Annotated in this window: 16 protein-coding genes; 2 read left to right on the top strand and 14 right to left on the bottom strand. The window is 70.1% G+C overall.

What is annotated here, in order from left to right:
• Positions 1–141 precede the first annotated feature (141 nt).
• The 14 genes from FHX80_RS01440 to pgsA form a co-directional block, all read right to left on the bottom strand.
• A complete protein-coding gene (locus FHX80_RS01440) occupies positions 142–696 on the bottom strand; it encodes an adenine phosphoribosyltransferase (RefSeq protein WP_145762422.1) in 555 nt (184 codons plus the stop codon).
• Positions 693–1796 carry a protein translocase subunit SecF gene (secF, locus tag FHX80_RS01445; protein ID WP_145762423.1) on the bottom strand — a complete coding sequence of 368 codons (1104 nt, stop codon included), beginning with the start codon at positions 1794–1796 and terminating at the stop codon, positions 693–695. Before secF ends, FHX80_RS01440 begins: the two co-directional genes overlap by 4 nt.
• Before the next feature lies 1 nt (position 1797).
• Positions 1798–3522, bottom strand: coding sequence for a protein translocase subunit SecD (gene secD / locus FHX80_RS01450; protein WP_145762424.1), 1725 nt, complete (start codon positions 3520–3522; stop codon positions 1798–1800).
• A 147-nt stretch (positions 3523–3669) separates the two neighbouring features.
• Positions 3670–4173 carry a preprotein translocase subunit YajC gene (yajC, locus tag FHX80_RS01455; protein ID WP_145762425.1) on the bottom strand — a complete coding sequence of 168 codons (504 nt, stop codon included), beginning with the start codon at positions 4171–4173 and terminating at the stop codon, positions 3670–3672.
• Positions 4174–4337: 164 nt separating this feature from the next.
• On the bottom strand, positions 4338–5411 hold the full coding sequence (gene ruvB, locus FHX80_RS01460; protein WP_145762426.1) for a Holliday junction branch migration DNA helicase RuvB: 1074 nt from the start codon (positions 5409–5411) through the stop codon (positions 4338–4340).
• A gap of 94 nt (positions 5412–5505) precedes the next feature.
• Complete coding sequence (gene ruvA / locus FHX80_RS01465; RefSeq protein ID WP_145762427.1) at positions 5506–6132, bottom strand: Holliday junction branch migration protein RuvA; 627 nt, start codon at positions 6130–6132, stop codon at positions 5506–5508.
• Positions 6129–6698 (bottom strand): crossover junction endodeoxyribonuclease RuvC, encoded by a 570-nt coding sequence (ruvC, locus tag FHX80_RS01470; RefSeq protein WP_145762428.1) that lies wholly within the window; start codon positions 6696–6698, stop codon positions 6129–6131. Before ruvC ends, ruvA begins: the two co-directional genes overlap by 4 nt.
• A 134-nt stretch (positions 6699–6832) precedes the next feature.
• Entirely contained in the window at positions 6833–7585 is a 753-nt protein-coding gene (locus FHX80_RS01475; RefSeq protein ID WP_145762429.1) for a YebC/PmpR family DNA-binding transcriptional regulator, read from the bottom strand.
• A 61-nt stretch (positions 7586–7646) separates the two neighbouring features.
• Complete coding sequence (pdxT, locus tag FHX80_RS01480; RefSeq protein WP_145762430.1) at positions 7647–8240, bottom strand: pyridoxal 5'-phosphate synthase glutaminase subunit PdxT; 594 nt, start codon at positions 8238–8240, stop codon at positions 7647–7649.
• Between the two features lie 6 nt (positions 8241–8246).
• Positions 8247–9167, bottom strand: coding sequence for a pyridoxal 5'-phosphate synthase lyase subunit PdxS (pdxS, locus tag FHX80_RS01485; RefSeq protein WP_145762431.1), 921 nt, complete (start codon positions 9165–9167; stop codon positions 8247–8249).
• A 240-nt stretch (positions 9168–9407) separates the two neighbouring features.
• Positions 9408–9953, bottom strand: coding sequence for a LemA family protein (locus FHX80_RS01490; RefSeq protein WP_145762432.1), 546 nt, complete (start codon positions 9951–9953; stop codon positions 9408–9410).
• Between the two features lie 108 nt (positions 9954–10061).
• The gene (locus FHX80_RS01495) at positions 10062–11222 is read right to left on the bottom strand and encodes a glycosyltransferase family 4 protein (protein ID WP_145762433.1); all 1161 of its coding nucleotides are present in this window, start codon (positions 11220–11222) and stop codon (positions 10062–10064) included.
• Complete coding sequence (locus tag FHX80_RS01500; RefSeq protein WP_145762434.1) at positions 11219–12154, bottom strand: phosphatidylinositol mannoside acyltransferase; 936 nt, start codon at positions 12152–12154, stop codon at positions 11219–11221. Before FHX80_RS01500 ends, FHX80_RS01495 begins: the two co-directional genes overlap by 4 nt.
• Entirely contained in the window at positions 12151–12831 is a 681-nt protein-coding gene (pgsA, locus tag FHX80_RS01505) for a phosphatidylinositol phosphate synthase (RefSeq protein ID WP_145762435.1), read from the bottom strand. Before pgsA ends, FHX80_RS01500 begins: the two co-directional genes overlap by 4 nt.
• 327 nt (positions 12832–13158) lie before the next feature.
• Between pgsA and FHX80_RS01510 the strand changes: the two genes are divergently transcribed.
• On the top strand, positions 13159–15384 hold the full coding sequence (locus FHX80_RS01510) for an elongation factor G-like protein EF-G2 (RefSeq protein ID WP_145762436.1): 2226 nt from the start codon (positions 13159–13161) through the stop codon (positions 15382–15384).
• A 148-nt stretch (positions 15385–15532) separates the two neighbouring features.
• Positions 15533–17203 carry a hypothetical protein gene (locus FHX80_RS01515; RefSeq protein WP_145762437.1) on the top strand — a complete coding sequence of 557 codons (1671 nt, stop codon included), beginning with the start codon at positions 15533–15535 and terminating at the stop codon, positions 17201–17203.
• Positions 17204–17320 lie beyond the last annotated feature (117 nt).

A 17320-nucleotide genomic window follows, 5' to 3' on the forward strand; every position in this document is an offset into this window, starting at 1 on the left:
AAAGGCCATCGTATCGACCCTGCGGCCGGTCCTCCCCCGGGGTGACCGTGGGAGCCCGCACAACGCGAAGCGGGCACCCGGTTGTTCCCGGGTGCCCGCTTCGGTGCGTGTGATGCGGTGCCGCGTGAGGTCCGTCGGCGTTCAGACCGTGATCAGGGCCTCCAGCGGAGCGCCCTGCAGGTGCTCCTCCAAGCGGCCCCGCCCGGCCAGGAATCCCAGCTCCATGAGGACGGCCACGCCGGCGACCCGGGCCCCGGCACGCCTGATGAGTTCCAGCGAGGCTCCGGCGGTGCCGCCGGTGGCCAGGACGTCGTCGATGACCATGATCCGGTCGTCGGGGGACAGGTCCTCCGCGTGGATCTCGATCTCCGCGGTGCCGTACTCCAGCTCGTACGCCTGGCTGAGCGTGGCGCCCGGCAGCTTCCCGGCCTTACGGACGGGGACGAAGCCGAGTCCGGCCCGTACCGCGACGGGTGCGGCCAGGATGAAGCCTCGGGCCTCCAAGCCGACGATCTTCGTGGCGCCGTGCTTCACGCACAGTTCCGCGAGGGCGTCGGTGAGTGCGGTGAAAGCCACCGGGTCCGCGAGCAGCGGGGTGATGTCCTTGAACATCACCCCCGGCTTCGGGTAGTCCGCCACGTCACGGATCCGGCTGAGCAGGAGGTCCCTCGTGCTCGCGGTGGTGCTGCTGGTCATCGACGCTTCCCCGAGGTCCGGCCGTGGCCCCTGGGGGGCTCCTGGCGCTGGCCGACGACCGCGGCGGCGGGTTCGACGTCCTCGGGGATGCCCTGCTCCGCCTGCTCCGCCTCGGAGAGCTCGCCCTTGGCGGCGGCTGCCGCGCGCTTGGCGAGGATCCGCTTCTTCAGGGCCTTCATCTGCGGGTCGCGTTCCTTGAGGTCGGCGACGAGCGGAGTGGCGATGAAGATCGAGGAGTACGCACCGGCGGCGAGGCCGACGAAGAGTGCCAGGGAGATGTCGTTCAGCATGCCTGCGCCGAGGACACCGCCACCGATGAACAGCAGACCGGCGACCGGCAGCAGGGCGACGACCGTGGTGTTGATCGAACGGACCAGCGTGCCGTTGATGGAGCGGTTGGCGATCTCGCTGTACGTCCACCGGGTCTGCTTGGTGATCCCCTGCGTGCCCTCCTTGAGGCTGTCGAAGACGACGACCGTGTCGTAGAGGGAGTAACCGAGAATCGTCAGCAGGCCGATCACGGTGCCCGGGGTGACCTCGAAGCCCACCAGGGCGTAGACGCCGACCGTGATGGTGATGTCGTGGATCAGCGCGACCAGTGCCGCGATGGCCATGCGCCATTCGAAGGCGATGGCCAGGTAGATCACGACGAGGACCATGAAGACGCCGAGTCCGGTCCAGGCCTTGTTGGCGATCTGCTCACCCCAGCTGGGCCCGACCAGGTCGGCGGCGATCTTCTCGGCCGGAACGCCGAGGTCCTTGGAGAGCTGGCTCTTGATCTGGTCCGACTTCGCGGTGTCGACCTCGGTGATCTGAATCCGCAGACCGCCGTTGCCCAGCTTCTGGACGATGGCCTGGTGCCCGGAGGCATCCGTGGCCAGCGTCTCCGCGCTGGCGACCGTGACGCTCGTCTTCGGTGTGGTGAAGACGGCACCGCCCTTGAACTCGATGCCCATGTTCAGGCCGCTGACCGCCAGGGCGACGATGGCCGTGATGGTGATCAGGATCGAGATGCCGTACCAGATCTTGCGGTTGCCGATGAAGTCGTAGCCGACCTCGCCGCGGTAGAGACGGGCGCCGAGATTGCCGAGTCGCGACATCTCACGCCTCCTTCGGGTCGGTGGGGGCGTTGACACGGCGCGAACGACGCAGCGGCGGCTTGGCACCGAGCCGCTTCGGGTCCAGTCCGGACCACGGGTGACCACTCGCGAAGAATTTGGTACGGGCCATGAGCGTCATGACGGGCTTGGTGAAGAGGAACACCACGACCACGTCGAGCAGGGTGGTGAGACCCAGCGTGAACGCGAAGCCCTGGACCTTTCCGACGGTGACGACGAACAGCACCGCCGCGGCCAGGAACGACACGAAGTCGGAGACCAGGATGGTGCGCCGGGCTCGCGGCCAGGCCCGCTCGACGGCCGGACGGAGCGTTCGGCCCTCGCGGATCTCGTCACGGATGCGTTCGAAGTACACGATGAACGAGTCCGCGGTGATACCGATCGCCACGATGGCGCCGCAGACCGCCGGCAGGTTCAGTGCGAAGCCGATGGCCGGACCGAGAAGCGACATGAGCGTGTAGGTCAGGATGCCGGAGACCAGGAGGCTGAGGAGCGCGATGAGCGCCAGCCCGCGGTAGTAGGCCACCAGGTAGATGACCACGAGGGCCAGGCCGATGGCACCGGCGATCAGGCCCGCCCGGAGCTGCTCGCCACCGAGGGCGGCGGTGACAGTGGTGACACTCTGCTCGGTGAAGGAGAGCGGCAGCGCACCGTAGGACAGCACGTTCGCCAGTTCCTCGGCGGACTGCTGGGTGAAGCTGCCGGAGATCTCGGCGCTGCCGCTGAGCGTCTCGTTCACCTGGGGTGCGGAGACAACCTCGCCGTCCAGTGCGATGGCGAACTGGTTCTGCGGGGACTGCTGTGCGGAGAGCTTCTTGGTGATCGTCTGGAACTGCTTGGAGCCCTTGCCGGAGAACTCCATCTGGACGATCCACATGCCACGCTGCTGGTCAAAATTGGCCTTGGCGCTGTCCACCTCGGTACCGGACACCTCGGCCGGGCCGAGCACGTACTTCGCATCGCCCTCGGAGCTGCACGCGACGACCGTGTCGGTGGGCTTGACGCCCAGGGCCGCCTTGGAGCGACTGGCCCTGCTGGAGCAGTCGAGCTCCTCGAACTGCTTCTGCAGCTTGGCGGCGGCCGCCTGCTCCTCCGCGGAGGCCGTCGGGGCGCTGCTCGCCGCGGGGGTGGGCGAGGTGTCGGCCTTCAGGCCACCGGTGACCGCGCGGCCCTGTGTGGTGGCACTCGCGCTCGGCTTCCCGGACGGGCTCGTCGCCTTGTCCGAGGCGGAGGAGCTCGGCGATGCCGACGGGCTGGCCTTGTCGGAGGACGAGGCACTGGGTGCCGGGGTGGGCGTGCCCTGGGCGACCGTCAGCACCGGCCGGAAGTAGAGCTTGGCCGTGGTACCGACCTGCGCCCGGGCCTGGGCGGAGTTCGTGCCCTTGGGGATGTTGACGATGATGTTGCGATTGCCCTGGGTCTGGACCTCGGCCTCGGAGACACCAAGACCATTGACGCGGCGTTCCATGATCTGGACCGCCGTGTCCATGTTGGTCTTGTTGATCGCCGACTCCTGACCGGGCTCGGCCTTCGCCTCGAGCGTGATGGACGTGCCGCCCGCCAGGTCGATGCCGAGTCGCGGCGTCGGCTGATGGGCCAGGAACATCCCGCCGGTGAGCGCGACCATGGCCATCAGGATCAGAGCCAGGGCACGCCCCGGCCTGCCCTGACCACCGGCCGGACCTCGGCCCTTCTTCGGTGCTGCCACCTTCTCGTTTCTCCCTAGTCCAACCGCCCCGCGCCGGGTACGCGCCCAAGCGGCCACGAAGTGTAGTGGGGACCCGCCCCCGCAGAAGACCGCACGGTCCGGGGATGGCCGGATGCCTGTGGGCTCATGGCATCCCCGGGTCGTGTGCTACTTCGCGTCGGCCTCGCCGTCGGCCTTGCCGTCGGCCTTCTTGTCGGCCTTCTTGTCGACCTGGGTGTCGGCCGCCTCGGCCTCGTCGGCCTCGGCCTTCTTGCCCAGATCGATCTTCGTGTCGTCCGAGGTGTCCTCGTCCGTGGCGTCGTCGAGCTCGGTCAGCGAGGAGGCGTCATCGGGCACGACCGCGCCGTCGACGTCGAGCTCCTCCTCCTCGTCACCGTGGACGATGCGGTTGTACTCCGCGTCGTCCAGAACGGCGCCGATGGAGTTCTTGGCGTAGACGGCATGGACGCCGGGAGCGATCTCAAGGAGCACCGAGTCGTCGTGAAGCTCCTTGACGGTGGCGTACATGCCCCCGATCGTCCGGACGCCGGTGCCGGGCTGCATCTCATTGCGCATGGCCGCAGCCGCCGCCTGCTTCTTCTTGGCGGACCGCGTCATCAGGAACATGGCCCCGATAAGCACGATGAAGGGGAGGAGAGTCACGGGATTCACGGGACGAGTTTCCTTCGCACGACCGCGCTGGAAGGCGGCCTGATCTACGGGGGTGGGTACACCGACCTTTAAGGGCGGCATCGGCGGAGTCTAAGTCAGTCCGCATCGATGGAACAACGCCCAGCATGGCACCCGGGTTCCGCTACGGGCCAACCTGTGACGCATCACGCCCCGAACAGGCCCTGTTGTCCCTTTCCGTCATGCTGCGGTGGAACCAGCCCGAGGTGGGCCCAGGCAGCCGGTGTGGCGACCCGCCCGCGCGGCGTCCTGGCCAGCAGCCCTTCCCGCACCAGGAAGGGCTCGGCGACCTCCTCGACCGTCTCCCGCTCCTCCCCCACGGCGACCGCGAGCGTCGACAGGCCGACCGGGCCGCCGCCGAAAAGTTTCATCAGCGCGCCGAGCACCGCCCGGTCCAGCCGGTCGAGACCGCGGGCGTCGACCTCGTACACCTGGAGGGCCGCCGCGGCGATGTCCCGGTCGATCCTGCCGTCGGCCTTGACCTGGGCGTAGTCCCGGACACGGCGCAGCAGCCGGTTGGCGATTCGGGGCGTGCCGCGGGAGCGGCCGGCGATCTCCGCGGCGCCCTCGACGTCTATCCCGACGTCGAGGAGCCGGGCCGAGCGATGAATCACCCTTTCCAGTTCGACGGGGGTGTAGAACTCCATGTGCCCCGTGAAGCCGAAACGGTCGCGCAGCGGGGGCGGCAGGAGTCCGGCCCGGGTGGTGGCGCCGACCAGGGTGAAGGGCGGCAGCTCCAGCGGGATGGCGGTCGCCCCCGGTCCCTTGCCGACGATCACGTCGACCCGGAAGTCCTCCATCGCCATGTAGAGCATCTCCTCGGCAGGCCGGGACATGCGGTGGATCTCGTCGAGGAAGAGGACCTCACCCTCCTGGAGCGAGGAAAGGATCGCCGCGAGATCGCCCGCGTGCTGGATGGCGGGGCCCGAGGTGATCCGGATCGGCGCGTTCATCTCGGCGGCGATGATCATGGAGAGGGTGGTCTTGCCCAGGCCCGGGGCGCCGGAGAGCAGCACGTGGTCGGCGGTGGCGCCACGGGCCAGGGCCGCCTTGAGCACCAGGTCGAGCTGTTCGCGCACCGTCTCCTGGCCGACGAACTCGTCGAGGTCCTTGGGGCGCAGCGCCGCCTCGACGGCGGTGTCCTCGCCGTCCGCGCCGGCGGCGACCAGCCGCTCGTCGAGCAGCTCGCCGGTGTCGGGTCCGGTCTCGTCCCAGTTCATCTCGTCAGTCCCGCCTCGGGTGTTTCGGTGCCGGCCGTACGTGGCGGCCCCAGGGTGTCGCTGTCCGGCCGGCGCGGCGCCGGCCGGGGCTCGCTCAGCGCGCGCGGTTGAGGGTCTGCAGGGCGGCGCGCAGCAGCTGCGGCACGGGGGGCTGCGCGCCCTCCGCGATGGCCGCCTCCGCCTGCGGGGCCACGGCGGACACCGCCTCGTCCGCCTCGCGGGTCGCGTAGCCGAGGCCGATCAGGGCGGCCTGCAGCTGGTCCCGCCAGGAGGAGGAGACCGGGGTGCCGATGCCCTGCTGGCCGATGTGGGCGCCGACCGGCTCGCCGAGTCTGTCCTTGAGTTCGAGCAGGAGCTTCTGCGCGCCCTTCTTGCCGATGCCGGAGACCGCGGTGAGCGCCTTCTCGTCCCCGGTGGACACGGCGATGCGCAGGGCGTCCGGGCTGTGCGTGGCGAGCATGGCCTGGGCGAGCCTGGGTCCGACCCCGCTCGCGGTCTGGAGCAGCTCGAAGGTCTGCCGCTCGTCGTCGTCGGCGAAGCCGTAGAGCGTGAGGGAGTCCTCCCGTACGACGAGGGAGGTGGCGAGTTTCGCCTCCTTGCCGATACGGAGGCCGGCGAGGGTGTTCGGCGCGCACTGGACGGCCATGCCGATGCCGCCGACCTCGATCACGGCCGTGGTCGGGGCTAGCGCGGCCACGGGGCCGCTGACGAAGGCGATCATCGGGGGACCTTCCGGACGGGAACTGCTGCGGTGCGCGGAACGCGCGCGGTACGGGCTGCGGCGGCCGCGTGCGCCTGCTGGAGACGGTTGACCGCCGGGGCGCGCCAGATGTGGCAGATGGCGAGGGCGAGGGCGTCGGCGGCGTCGGCCGGCTTCGGTGGGGCGTCCAGCCGAAGGAGCCGGGTGACCATGGCGCCGACCTGTGCCTTGTCCGCGCGGCCGCTGCCGGTGACGGCGGCCTTGACCTCGCTGGGGGTGTGCAGGGCCACCGGGATGCCGCGGCGGGAGGCGCAGAGCATGGCGACCGCGCTGGCCTGGGCGGTGCCCATCACCGTGCGGACATTGTGCTGGCTGAAAACCCGCTCGACGGCGACGACTTCGGGGCGGTGCTCGTCGAGCCACTCCTCGATGCCGCGCTCGATGGCCACCAGCCGGTGCCCGAGCTCGGCATCGGCCGGTGTGCGCACGACTCCGACGCCGAGCATCGTCAGGGGACGGCCCGCGACGCCTTCGACGACTCCGATGCCGCACCGGGTCAGCCCGGGGTCCACACCGAGTACCCGCATGGGTCGCCCCCTCCCTGCCGATCGGTCAACTGTTCCCGCAGGCTATCGGCTCGCACTGACAGTGCGACGGGCCGACGGGGCGTGTCCCCCGTCGGCCCGTCCCCGGAAAGCTGCGCCGGTCGGCCGGCGACCGCTCAGGCGTCGACCTTCTCCATGACCTCGTCCGAGACATCGAAGTTGGCGAAGACGTTCTGCACGTCGTCGCTGTCCTCCAGCGCGTCGATCAGCTTGAAGATCTTGCGCGCGCCCTCCTCGTCGAGGTCGACCTGCATGGTGGGCAGGAAGTTGGCCTCGGCCGAGTCGTAGTCGATGCCGGCCTCCTGGAGCGCGGTGCGCACCGCGACCATGTCGGTGGCCTCGCTGACGACCTCGTACGTCTCACCGAGGTCGTTGACCTCCTCGGCGCCCGCGTCGAGGACCGCGTCCAGCACGTCGTCCTCGGACAGTTCACCCTTGGGGACGATGACGACGCCCTTGCGGTTGAACAGGTACGAGACCGAGCCCGGGTCGGCCATCGAGCCGCCGTTGCGCGTCATGGCGACGCGTACGTCGGACGCGGCGCGGTTGCGGTTGTCGGTGAGGCACTCGATGAGCACCGCGACACCGTTCGGGCCGTAGCCCTCGTACATGATCGTCTGATAATCGACGCCGCCCGCTTCGAGACCGCCACCGCGCTTGACCGCGGAGTCGATGTTCTTGTTCGGGACCGAGCTCTTCTTCGCCTTCTGGATCGCGTCCACAAGAGTCGGGTTGCCCTCGGGGTCCACACCACCGGTGCGGGCCGCGACCTCGATATTCTTGATCAGCTTCGCGAAGAGCTTGCCGCGCTTGGCGTCAATCACGGCCTTCTTGTGCTTCGTCGTAGCCCATTTAGAGTGGCCGGACATCTGCCTTCTCCTTCGCGTCACCAAATTCCGTACGAACCCGAGAGATCCTACCGGGATCGAGTCAGCGCGCTGCGCGCACCATGTCGACGAAGTACGCGTGAAGCCGGTGGTCCCCGGTCAGTTCGGGATGGAATGACGTGGCAAGAGCGTTTCCCTGCCGTACTGCCACGATATGGCCGCCGTGCTCGGCAACGACCCGGGCCTGCGCGCCCACGGATTCGACCCAGGGGGCGCGGATGAAGACGCCCTCGACCGGTCCGCCGTCGATTCCGGCGACCTCGACGGCCGCCTCGAACGACTCGTTCTGCCGCCCGAAAGCGTTACGCCGCACGATCATGTCGATGCCGCCGATGGTCTCCTGGCCCGAACGCGGGTCGAGGATCTTGTCGGCGAGCAGGATCATTCCGGCGCAGGTGCCGTAGACCGGCATCCCGGCGGCCACCCGCTCGCGCAGTGGTTCCAGCATGCCGAACAGCGCGGCCAGTTTGGACATCGTGGTGGACTCGCCGCCGGGGACGACCAAGCCGTCGACCTCGGCGAGTTCCTCGGGCCGCCGGACCGGCCTGGCCAGGGCGTCAGCCGAGGCCAGGGCGATCAGGTGTTCCCGTACGTCGCCCTGAAGAGCCAGGACTCCGATCACAGGGGTGTCGCTCATCTGTGACTACCAGCCACGGTTGGCGTAGCGCTCGGCCTCGGGCAGGGTGTCGCAGTTGATGCCGACCATGGCCTCGCCCAGGTTGCGGGAGGCGTCCGCGATGATCTTCGGGTCGTCGTAGAACGTGGTGGCCTTCACGATGGCGGCGGCGCGCTTGGCCGGGTCGCCGGACTTGAAGATGCCGGAGCCGACGAAGACGCCCTCGGCGCCGAGCTGACGCATCAGCGCGGCGTCGGCCGGGGTGGCGACGCCGCCCGCGGAGAAGAGAACGACGGGCAGCTTGCCGAGCTCGGCGACCTCCTTGACCAGCTCGTACGGGGCGCGCAGGTCCTTGGCCGCGGCGTACAGCTCGTTGTTGTCGTAGCCGCGCAGCCGGGCGATCTCGTTCTTGATCTGACGCAGGTGGCGGACGGCCTCGACGACGTTGCCGGTGCCGGCCTCGCCCTTCGAGCGGATCATGGCAGCGCCCTCGGCGATGCGGCGCAGGGCCTCGCCCAGGTTGGTGGCGCCACAGACGAACGGGGTGGTGAAGGCGAACTTGTCGCTGTGGTTGACCTCGTCGGCCGGGGTGAGCACCTCGGACTCGTCGATGTAGTCGACGCCGAGGGACTGGAGCACCTGGGCCTCGACGAAGTGCCCGATGCGGGACTTCGCCATGACCGGGATGGAGACGGCCTCGATGATCTCCTCGATCATGTTCGGGTCGGACATCCGGGCCACGCCGCCGTCCTTACGGATGTCGGCCGGCACCCGCTCCAGAGCCATGACGGCCACGGCGCCCGCGTCCTCGGCGATCTTCGCCTGCTCTGCGTCGACGACGTCCATGATCACGCCGCCCTTGAGCTGCTCGGCCATGCCGCGCTTGACGCGGGCGGTGCCGGTGGCCGGGGAGTCGGCGGACTGCGGGGTGGTGGGAAGCGTGGACACGGATCGACCTCACTGGGAAATAGGACACTGAGCGTGCATGGGGGTGATGCACTGCTGAGCAAACTCCCCATGACCGGTCCACAGCAAGGGCCAATGGGAGGCCGGTGGATCGTTTTGGCCCGGTGGCGGGGCGGGCAGGGCCCGTGTCCGGTGGCAGGGCGGGCAGGGCCCGTGTCCGGTACGTACCGGCGGCCGGCGGCGCCTGCCGGAAGCCGTCCCGCCACGTGCGCCGTGCGGGCGTCAGCTGACGGGGCGGGCGGCGAGGGCGACCGGCGGTTCGTCGTCCATCTCGAAGGCGAGCGGGAACGGGGCGTGTCCGGCCAGCCGGAACCAGCGCACCGTGCGGTGACGGCGCAGCGCCCGGGCGGCCCGCACCGCGTCGTTGTGGAAGCGGCGCGCCATCGGGACCCGGCGGACGGCGGCGGCCAGTTCGGACGCGGCCTCCTCGCCGCCCGGGATCTCCTTCACCGTCTCCACCTGGGCCGGTTCGCCGAACACCGCGCGCAGCGCGGCGCTCAGTTCGCTCTCGGCGACCTCGCGTTGCTCCTCCTCCGCCTGCCGGGCGGCGTGCGCGGCCTCGTAGAGGACAATGGACGCGGCCGGGTCGAGGACTCCGGACGTGGCGAGTTCCTGGGTGACCGAGGCCCGGCGCAGCAGTTGTGCGTCGAGCGCGGCCCGGGCCGCGTCGATACGGGTGTGCAGACGGTCCAGACGGCCGGCGGTCCAACTGAGGTAGAGGCCGATCGCGACGAGCACGACGACGGTCCAGATGAGGGTTTCGGTCACGGGCCGAAGGCTACCGGTGACCGGGCACCGCACCGCCCCCTCGGCCGCCGGGAGGGCCGCCCGGAGAACCGGCACGGTTCAGGGGCTCCTGGGCGGTCCGACGGCCCCTCAGTCCCGCGTCAGCCCGAATCTGGCCCGCAGCCCCGTGCGTTCGTCCGTCGCCACCGACGCCGCCCCGTCCGTCACCGTCTCGTACACCGCGAGGATGTCCGCCCCCACCGTCGACCAGTCGAAGCGCCGCACATGTGCGACGCCGCGCTCCCGCAGCTCCGCCCGCCGCTCCGGGTCGCCCAGCAGCCGGATCGCCGACCCGGCCAGCGCGTCCGCGTCCTCGTTGGCGAACAGTTCGCCCGCCGCTCCCAGGTCCAGGACCTGGGCGAATGCGTCCAGGTCGCTGGCCAGGACCGGCGCGCCCGCCGACATGGCCTCGACCAGGATGATGCCGAAGCTCTCGCCGCCGGTGTTGGGCGCGACGTACACATCGACGCTGCGCAGCAGCCGCGCCTTGTCCTCGTCGCTCACCATGCCGAGGAACTCGACACGCGCACGCATCTCCTTCGGCAGCGAGGCGACGGCATCCTCCTCGTCGCCCCGGCCGGCCACCAGCAGCCTGGTGTCCGGGCGGGCGGCCAGGATCGCGGGCAGCGCCCGCATCAGAACGGGCAGGCCCTTGCGGGGTTCGTCGATGCGTCCGATGAAACCGATCGTGCCGCCCTGCCATTCGGGCCTGGGCTCGGCCGCGGCGAAGAACCCGACGTCGACACCGTTCGGAATGACCACCGCGTCGCCGCCCAGATGCTCGACCAGGGTGCGGCGCGCGTACTCGCTCACCGCGATGCGCGCGCTGATCTTCTCCAGCGCCGGCTGGAGGATCGGATACGCGGCGATCATCGCCCGGGAGCGCGGATTGGACGTGTGGAACGTGGCGACGATCGGCCCCTGAGCGGCCCAGCAGGCCAGCAGACCCAGCGACGGCGAGGTCGGCTCATGGATGTGGATCACGTCGAAGGTGCCGTCGTGCAGCCAGCGCCGTACCCGGGCGGCGGACAGGAATCCGAAGTTCAGCCGGGCCACCGACCCGTTGTACGGGACGGGCACGGCCCGGCCCGCGGACACCACGTACGGCGGGAGCGGCGTCTCGTCGTCGGCCGGGGCCAGCACGGACACCTGGTGGCCGAGCCGGATCAGATGCTCGGCGAGGTCCCGGATGTGGAACTGCACGCCGCCCGGTACGTCCCAGGAGTACGGGCAGACGATGCCGATCTTCACTGCTGGTCTCCGAGGGGTTCGAGGTCGGCGAGCCAGAGCCGTTGCAGCATGTGCCAGTCCTCCGGGTGCTCGGCGATTCCCAGGGCGAAGGCGTCGGCCAGTGCCTGTGTCATGACGGACGTGCGCTGCGCGCGGTCACCTGAGCCGGGAACCTCGACGGGCGGGTGGATCCGCGCCTTCATGACCGGCGTGTCGTCGTAGTTGAGCGTGACCGGCAGCAGCAGTGCCCCGGTCTGCTGGGCGAGCAGCGCCGGACCGGCCGGCATCCGGGCCGTGTCGCCGAAGAACGTCACCTCGACGCCGGAGGCCGACAGATCGCGGTCGGCGACCAGGCAGACCAGGCCGCCCGCCCGCAGGCGCTGTGCCAGCGTTCCGAACGCGGTCCCGCCGTTGTGTGCCAGGACCTCCATGCCCAGTCCCTCGCGGTACGCCACGAACCGGTCGTACAGCGACTCGGGCTTCAGCCGCTCGGCGACCGTGGTGAACGGGACCCGCAGATCCGTGGTGACCCACGCGCCCGCCAGATCCCAGTTCCCCAGGTGCGGCAGGGCCAGAACGACACCGCGTCCCGCGGCGAGCCCCTCGGTCAGCCGGTGCGCGTCTGTCACGTCTATGGAGGCCTTGATCCGCCGCGCACTCCAGGTGGGCAGCCGGAACGACTCCATCCAGTACCGCATGTACGAGCGCATCCCGGCCCTGGACAGCTCGGCGAGACGCGCCGGGCTCGCGTCCGGCACGACCCGCGCCAGATTCGACTCCAGCCTCAGCACGCTCTTGCCGCGCCGCTTCCACACCTGGTCGGCGATGGTGCGGAAGAGCGCCCGCGCAGCCGGTTCGGGAAGCTTCTTCACGGCGGCCCAGCCGAGTCCGTACAGCCCGTCGCTGAGCCGTTCCTTGGGACCGGGCTTCGCGTCCTCGGGCGGGTGGCTCACTTCGCGTCCTCGCTCCCCCGGTCCGCCGTGGCCGACCGGGCGGCGGCCTCGTCGGCCTCCGCGGACTCGCGGCGCACCGTCACGACGCGCTGCACGAGCGTCACCAGGCTGCCCGCGGCGACGATCCAGAGCGCGATCGGGAGCAGGATCTCGATCGCCGGCACTCCGAACTTGTGCAGACCGGCGAGTCCGGCCGCCACGAGTGAGATCACCAGTCGCTCGGCACGCTCCACGAGCCCGTTGACCGCGACCGGCAGACCGATCGACTCACCGCGTGCCTTGGTGTACGAAACCACCTGACCGCTTGCGAGACAGAAGATCGCGACCGCGCACAGGACGTTGTCGTCGCCGCTGCCCGCGTACCAGAGGGCGAAGCCGGCGAAGATCGCCCCGTCGGCCACCCGGTCGAGCGTCGAGTCGAGGAACGCGCCCCACCGGCTGGAGATACCGGCCTGCCGCGCCATGTTCCCGTCGACGAGGTCGGAGAAGACGAAGATCGTGATGACGATCGTGCCCCAGAAGAACTCCCCCATCGGGTAGAAGACCAGCGCACCTGCCATCACCCCGGCCGTGCCGATCAGAGTGACCGCGTCAGGACTCACGCCGAGACGGAGCAGCAGTGCGGCGAACGGCGTGAGGACACGCGTGAAGAATGCACGCGCGTACTTGTTCAGCATGGCCTTCCCGAGGGTTCGGTGGCCGCATGGCCCCGTCGGCCACCGGCTGGCCCATCGTAGTCACCACCGCCGCACTCCACCGTCCGGGCACCCCCGGGCTTCCGGGTCCGGTCGTGCGGATCGTGCCGCAACCACGGCCCCGTCCGGACGGTGGGCCCGGGCCGCGGCTCATGACGTATGGACGCATCCCGGACGGAGTGGAAAGCTCGGAAGTACCGCGGGCGTCGCCGAAGCCGCCGTGGCGGCTCCCCCGTGCCCGTGCACCCACTCCCCACCCCGCGCCCGGCGGTTCTCCCGCCCCGCGCCATCACCTGGGAGGCACACACCATGGGCGACAAGGCGCACGCACACACCGGGGCCGCCGGAAGAGCGTCGACGGCCGGCCACCCCTCCTCCATACGGAACGTGGTGCTGGTCGGCCACAGCGGCTCGGGCAAGACCACTCTCGTCGAGGCGCTCGCACAGACCGCGGGCGCGGTCAACCGGGCCGGCCGGGTCGAGGACGGCAGTACGGTCTCCGACCACGACGGCATCGAGCACCGGCAGCGACGCTCCGTACAGCTCTCCCTCGTCCCCGTCGAATGGGGCGGGGTCAGGATCAATCTGCTGGACACCCCGGGATACGCGGATTTCGTCGGGGAACTCAGGGCCGGTCTGCGAGCGGCGGACGCGGCTCTCTTCGTTGTCTCGGCGGCCCAGGAGGCCGACGCCGTGGCCGGTGCCACCCGCGCCGTCTGGGAGGAGTGCGCGGCCGTCGGCATGCCTCGCGCCATCGTCGTCACCCACCTCGACACCGCCCGCACCTCGTTCGACGCGATGACGCGGATCTGCGGCGAGATCTTCGGCGGCGACGACCCCGACGCCGTACTCCCGCTCCACCTGCCCGTGCACGGGCCCGAGGGCCCCGACGGCCACGCCCCGCTGACCGGGCTCACCGGACTGCTCTCCCAGCGGATCTTCGACTACTCCAGCGGCGAGCGGACCCAGAACCCGCCCGCCGAGGACCAGCAGGGCGCCCTGGCCGACGCCCGTAACCGGCTCATCGAAGGGATCATCGCCGAGAGCGAGGACGAGACCCTGATGGACCGCTACCTCGACGGCGCGGACATCGACGTCAAGACACTCGTCGACGACCTGGAACGCGCCGTCGCACGCGGCACCTTCCACCCCGTTCTCACCGCTGCCCCCGCCACCGAGGGCGCCCACCAGGGCATCGGCACCGTCGAACTCCTCGACCTGATCACCGGCGGCTTCCCGACCCCGCTCGAACGCCCGCTCCCCGCCGTCACCACCCTGCACGGCGATCCGCTCCCCGCCCTCGGCTGCGACGCCCGGGGACCACTGGTCGCCGAGGTCGTCAAGACGGCCTCCGACCCCTACGTCGGCCGGCTCTCCCTGGTGCGCGTCTTCTCCGGCACCCTGCGCTCCGACGACACCGTGCACGTATTCGGCCACGGGCTCACCGACCCCGGCCACGAGGCCAGGCCCTTCCACGAGTCGGAGATCCGTGTCGGCGCGCTCTCCTCACCGTTCGGCAAGCAGCAGCGCCCCCTCACCGAGTGCGTCGCCGGGGATCTCGCCTGCGTGGCCCGGCTGGGCACCGCCGAGACCGGCGACACCCTGTCCGACCCGGACCACCCGCTGCTGATGGAACCCTGGACCATGCCCGACCCGCTGCTGCCGCTGGCCATCGAGGCGCACAGCAAGGCCGACGAGGACAAGCTCTCCGAGAGCCTCGCACGGCTGGTCGCCGAGGACCCCACCATGCGCCTGGAGCAGAACCAGGACACCCACCAGGTGGTCCTGTGGTGCCTGGGTGAGGCCCATCTGGACGTGGCGCTCGACCGGCTGCGCAGCCGGTACGGGGTCCAGGTCGACGCGGTCCCCCACCGCGTGGCCCTGCGCGAGACCTTCGCGGGCCCGTCCACCGGACGCGGCCGGCACGTCAAGCAGTCCGGTGGCCACGGCCAGTACGCCATCTGCGAGATCGACGTCGAGCCCCTGCCACCGGGATCCGGCATCGAGTTCATCGACAAGGTGGTCGGCGGATCGGTACCGCGCCAGTTCATCCCGTCCGTCGAGAAGGGCATCCGCACCCAGGCCGCCCGCGGCGTCGCCACCGGGCACCCGCTCGTCGACCTGCGGGTCACCCTACGGGACGGGAAGTCCCACTCCGTGGACTCCTCCGACGCCGCCTTCCAGACCGCAGGCGCCCTGGCCCTGCGCGAAGCCGCAGCGGACACCCGCATCCAACTGCTCGAACCGGTCGCCGAGATCCGCGCCCTGGTCCCCGACGACTGTGTCGGCCAGGTGATGAGCGATCTCTCGGGTCGCCGCGGGCGGGTGGTCGGCACGGAACAGTCCGGGCCCGGACGCACCCTCGTACGGGCCGAGGTGCCGGAGCTGGAGATCGGCCGGTACGCGGTCGACCTGCGCTCCCTGTCCCACGGCGCCGGCCGCTTCGACCGCACGTACACCCGCCACGAGGCCATGCCCACGCAACTCGCGGACCGGATGCGCGAACAACAGCACAACGGCGTGAACGGCACCTGACGCACCGCGTCCCCCACGGTTGTCCACAGGGCCGGACACCGAATCGATCCGGACGATACGCTGTGGTCCCAGCTCAGAAAGTGTGCCGGGCACGGCAGTTGGGAAACAGCCGCAGGAGCGGTTCCTTGGCGGGCGAGTGGGGGCGACAGTGGCCAACGACGGATTCGATTTCTCTCCCGGAGCGCAGATTCCACTTCAGGGAGCAGCGGGAGCGGCGGTGGCGACGAACGCCCTCGCCTCTGCCGCGTACCGCGACAGCCCGGTGGACGAGATCCTCAAGGCCAACAGCGAGTGGCACAAGTCCGAGGTGAAGGCCGGCCGGTCCAAGTTCATCAAGTCCGACTACTTCAAACCCAACCTCGGCGAGGCCTTCTCCCGCGCCGTACAGGAACGCACGCTGGGCGGCGCCCGCAAGGCACTGATCCAGTCCTTCGGCAGCGATCCGCAGACCGTCGTCGAGCACTGTCTGTCCGCGTCCCGGCTCCGCAAGGCGCGCGATACCAAGCTCACCGTGGTGACCGCCCTGTTCGGCTTCCTCTTCCTGCCCGGAATGCTGTTGTGGGTCATCGCGTTCCGGCTGCGCGACGCCCTCTCCAACACCAAGGACAAGGGCCTCTCCGGCCTTGGCAGCGCCCTGCTGCCGATCATCGGGATCGCCGCGGTGTTCTTCCTGATCAAGATGCCCCTCACCGGATTCCTGGGGCTCTACGTGCGGGCGATGGTCGTCGCCCCCGTCATCGGCTGGCTGATCGCCAAGCGGATCGCCGAGGCCTCCGCCCAGGACATGCGTGTCCGCTGGGAAGGCCTCCTCTCCGGCGGCGGTGTCGTCGCCAAGATCCCCGAAGCCGTACCGAAGAACCCGAGCGAGACCGCCCGTGAGGCACTCCGGCAGGGCCTGGAGAAGCTCTCGGCGGAGCAGCAGTCCAACTCGGTCTTCTACGCCGGCCCCAAGGGCATCCTGGGCATGGGCACCCGCTGGGGCAGCTGGCAGCTCGCCGAGGACCTCGTGGCCAAGGATCCCGGCAAGGAGTTCCACCAGTTCCGCAGCTGGGACCTGGTACGCGTCATCCACGACCAGCTCAAGATGCTGGAACGCGGCCCGCTGAACACCGGCGGCTTCCCCAAGCCCTCGGTCACCCACTGGATCGTGTCGCCCGTCGGTGAGAACGCCGACTCGGTCTCCCGCCCGGCGGGCGAGGACGTCGCCACCTTCCAGGTCAAGCCGCACGAGATACAGCGGATCTGCAACCACCAGCAGTTCGGCGGCGGTGACCGCCACTACCTCGGCGTCCAGTTCACCCTCTGGGACGGCCAGTTGGTCATCACCATGATGATCACCGTCACCGTGCTCTTCGAGACCCTGCGCATCGAGGTCACCGGACACGCGCTCGGACCGGTCCACTCCCTGTTCACCAGCAAACCCGCCGCCAAGAAGAAGACGGTCAACAAGACCGTCAGGTTCTGGGAGACCCGCGACATCACGCTGGCGCTGGTCGAGTCCCACGAGGTCGTCCGCCTCGCCCTGCGTGCCCCGTTCACCTGGTACCCGCCGCTGCTCGACTACCTCGGCGGCAAGATCGCGCTGCCGGAACCGTTCGGGCTGCGGCATGCCTGGGCCGAGAAGCCGTGGCGCCACCGCTTCATGGCCGACGACGCGATGCGTGCGGCCACGCCGGTGCTGCGCGTGGTGCACAGCGCCGTCATCAAGGTGCTGGACGAGAACGGCGTCGACACCGAGCGCTTCGGCAACCGCTCGTCGATACTGAGCGGACTCGTCCAGGACCCGACCCCGCGCAAGGCCGACCTGTACGACGCGTAGACGCCGGCCACGCGCACACACGTAGGGCGCCCCGGAGAACCGGGGCGCCCTACGGTGAAAGCCGGATCGAAGCGCGGCCGACCACCGGACCGGAGGCCGGACCGAACACCGGATCGG

Origin of the sequence: Streptomyces brevispora, assembly GCF_007829885.1 — a bacterium.
GTDB lineage: Bacteria > Actinomycetota > Actinomycetes > Streptomycetales > Streptomycetaceae > Streptomyces > Streptomyces brevispora.

Excerpts from the sequence above, each read along its gene's own strand:
- pgsA (WP_145762435.1), bottom strand. The coding sequence starts at position 12,831 with ATGCTGAACAAGTACGCGCGTGCATTCTTCACGCGTGTCCTCACGCCG.
- secF (WP_145762423.1), bottom strand. The coding sequence starts at position 1,796 with ATGTCGCGACTCGGCAATCTCGGCGCCCGTCTCTACCGCGGCGAGGTC.
- ruvC (WP_145762428.1), bottom strand. The coding sequence starts at position 6,698 with ATGCGGGTACTCGGTGTGGACCCCGGGCTGACCCGGTGCGGCATCGGA.
- pdxT (WP_145762430.1), bottom strand. The coding sequence starts at position 8,240 with ATGAGCGACACCCCTGTGATCGGAGTCCTGGCTCTTCAGGGCGACGTA.
- FHX80_RS01440 (WP_145762422.1), bottom strand. The coding sequence starts at position 696 with ATGACCAGCAGCACCACCGCGAGCACGAGGGACCTCCTGCTCAGCCGG.
- ruvB (WP_145762426.1), bottom strand. The coding sequence starts at position 5,411 with ATGAACTGGGACGAGACCGGACCCGACACCGGCGAGCTGCTCGACGAG.
- ruvA (WP_145762427.1), bottom strand. The coding sequence starts at position 6,132 with ATGATCGCCTTCGTCAGCGGCCCCGTGGCCGCGCTAGCCCCGACCACG.
- FHX80_RS01475 (WP_145762429.1), bottom strand. The coding sequence starts at position 7,585 with ATGTCCGGCCACTCTAAATGGGCTACGACGAAGCACAAGAAGGCCGTG.
- FHX80_RS01510 (WP_145762436.1), top strand. The coding sequence starts at position 13,159 with ATGGGCGACAAGGCGCACGCACACACCGGGGCCGCCGGAAGAGCGTCG.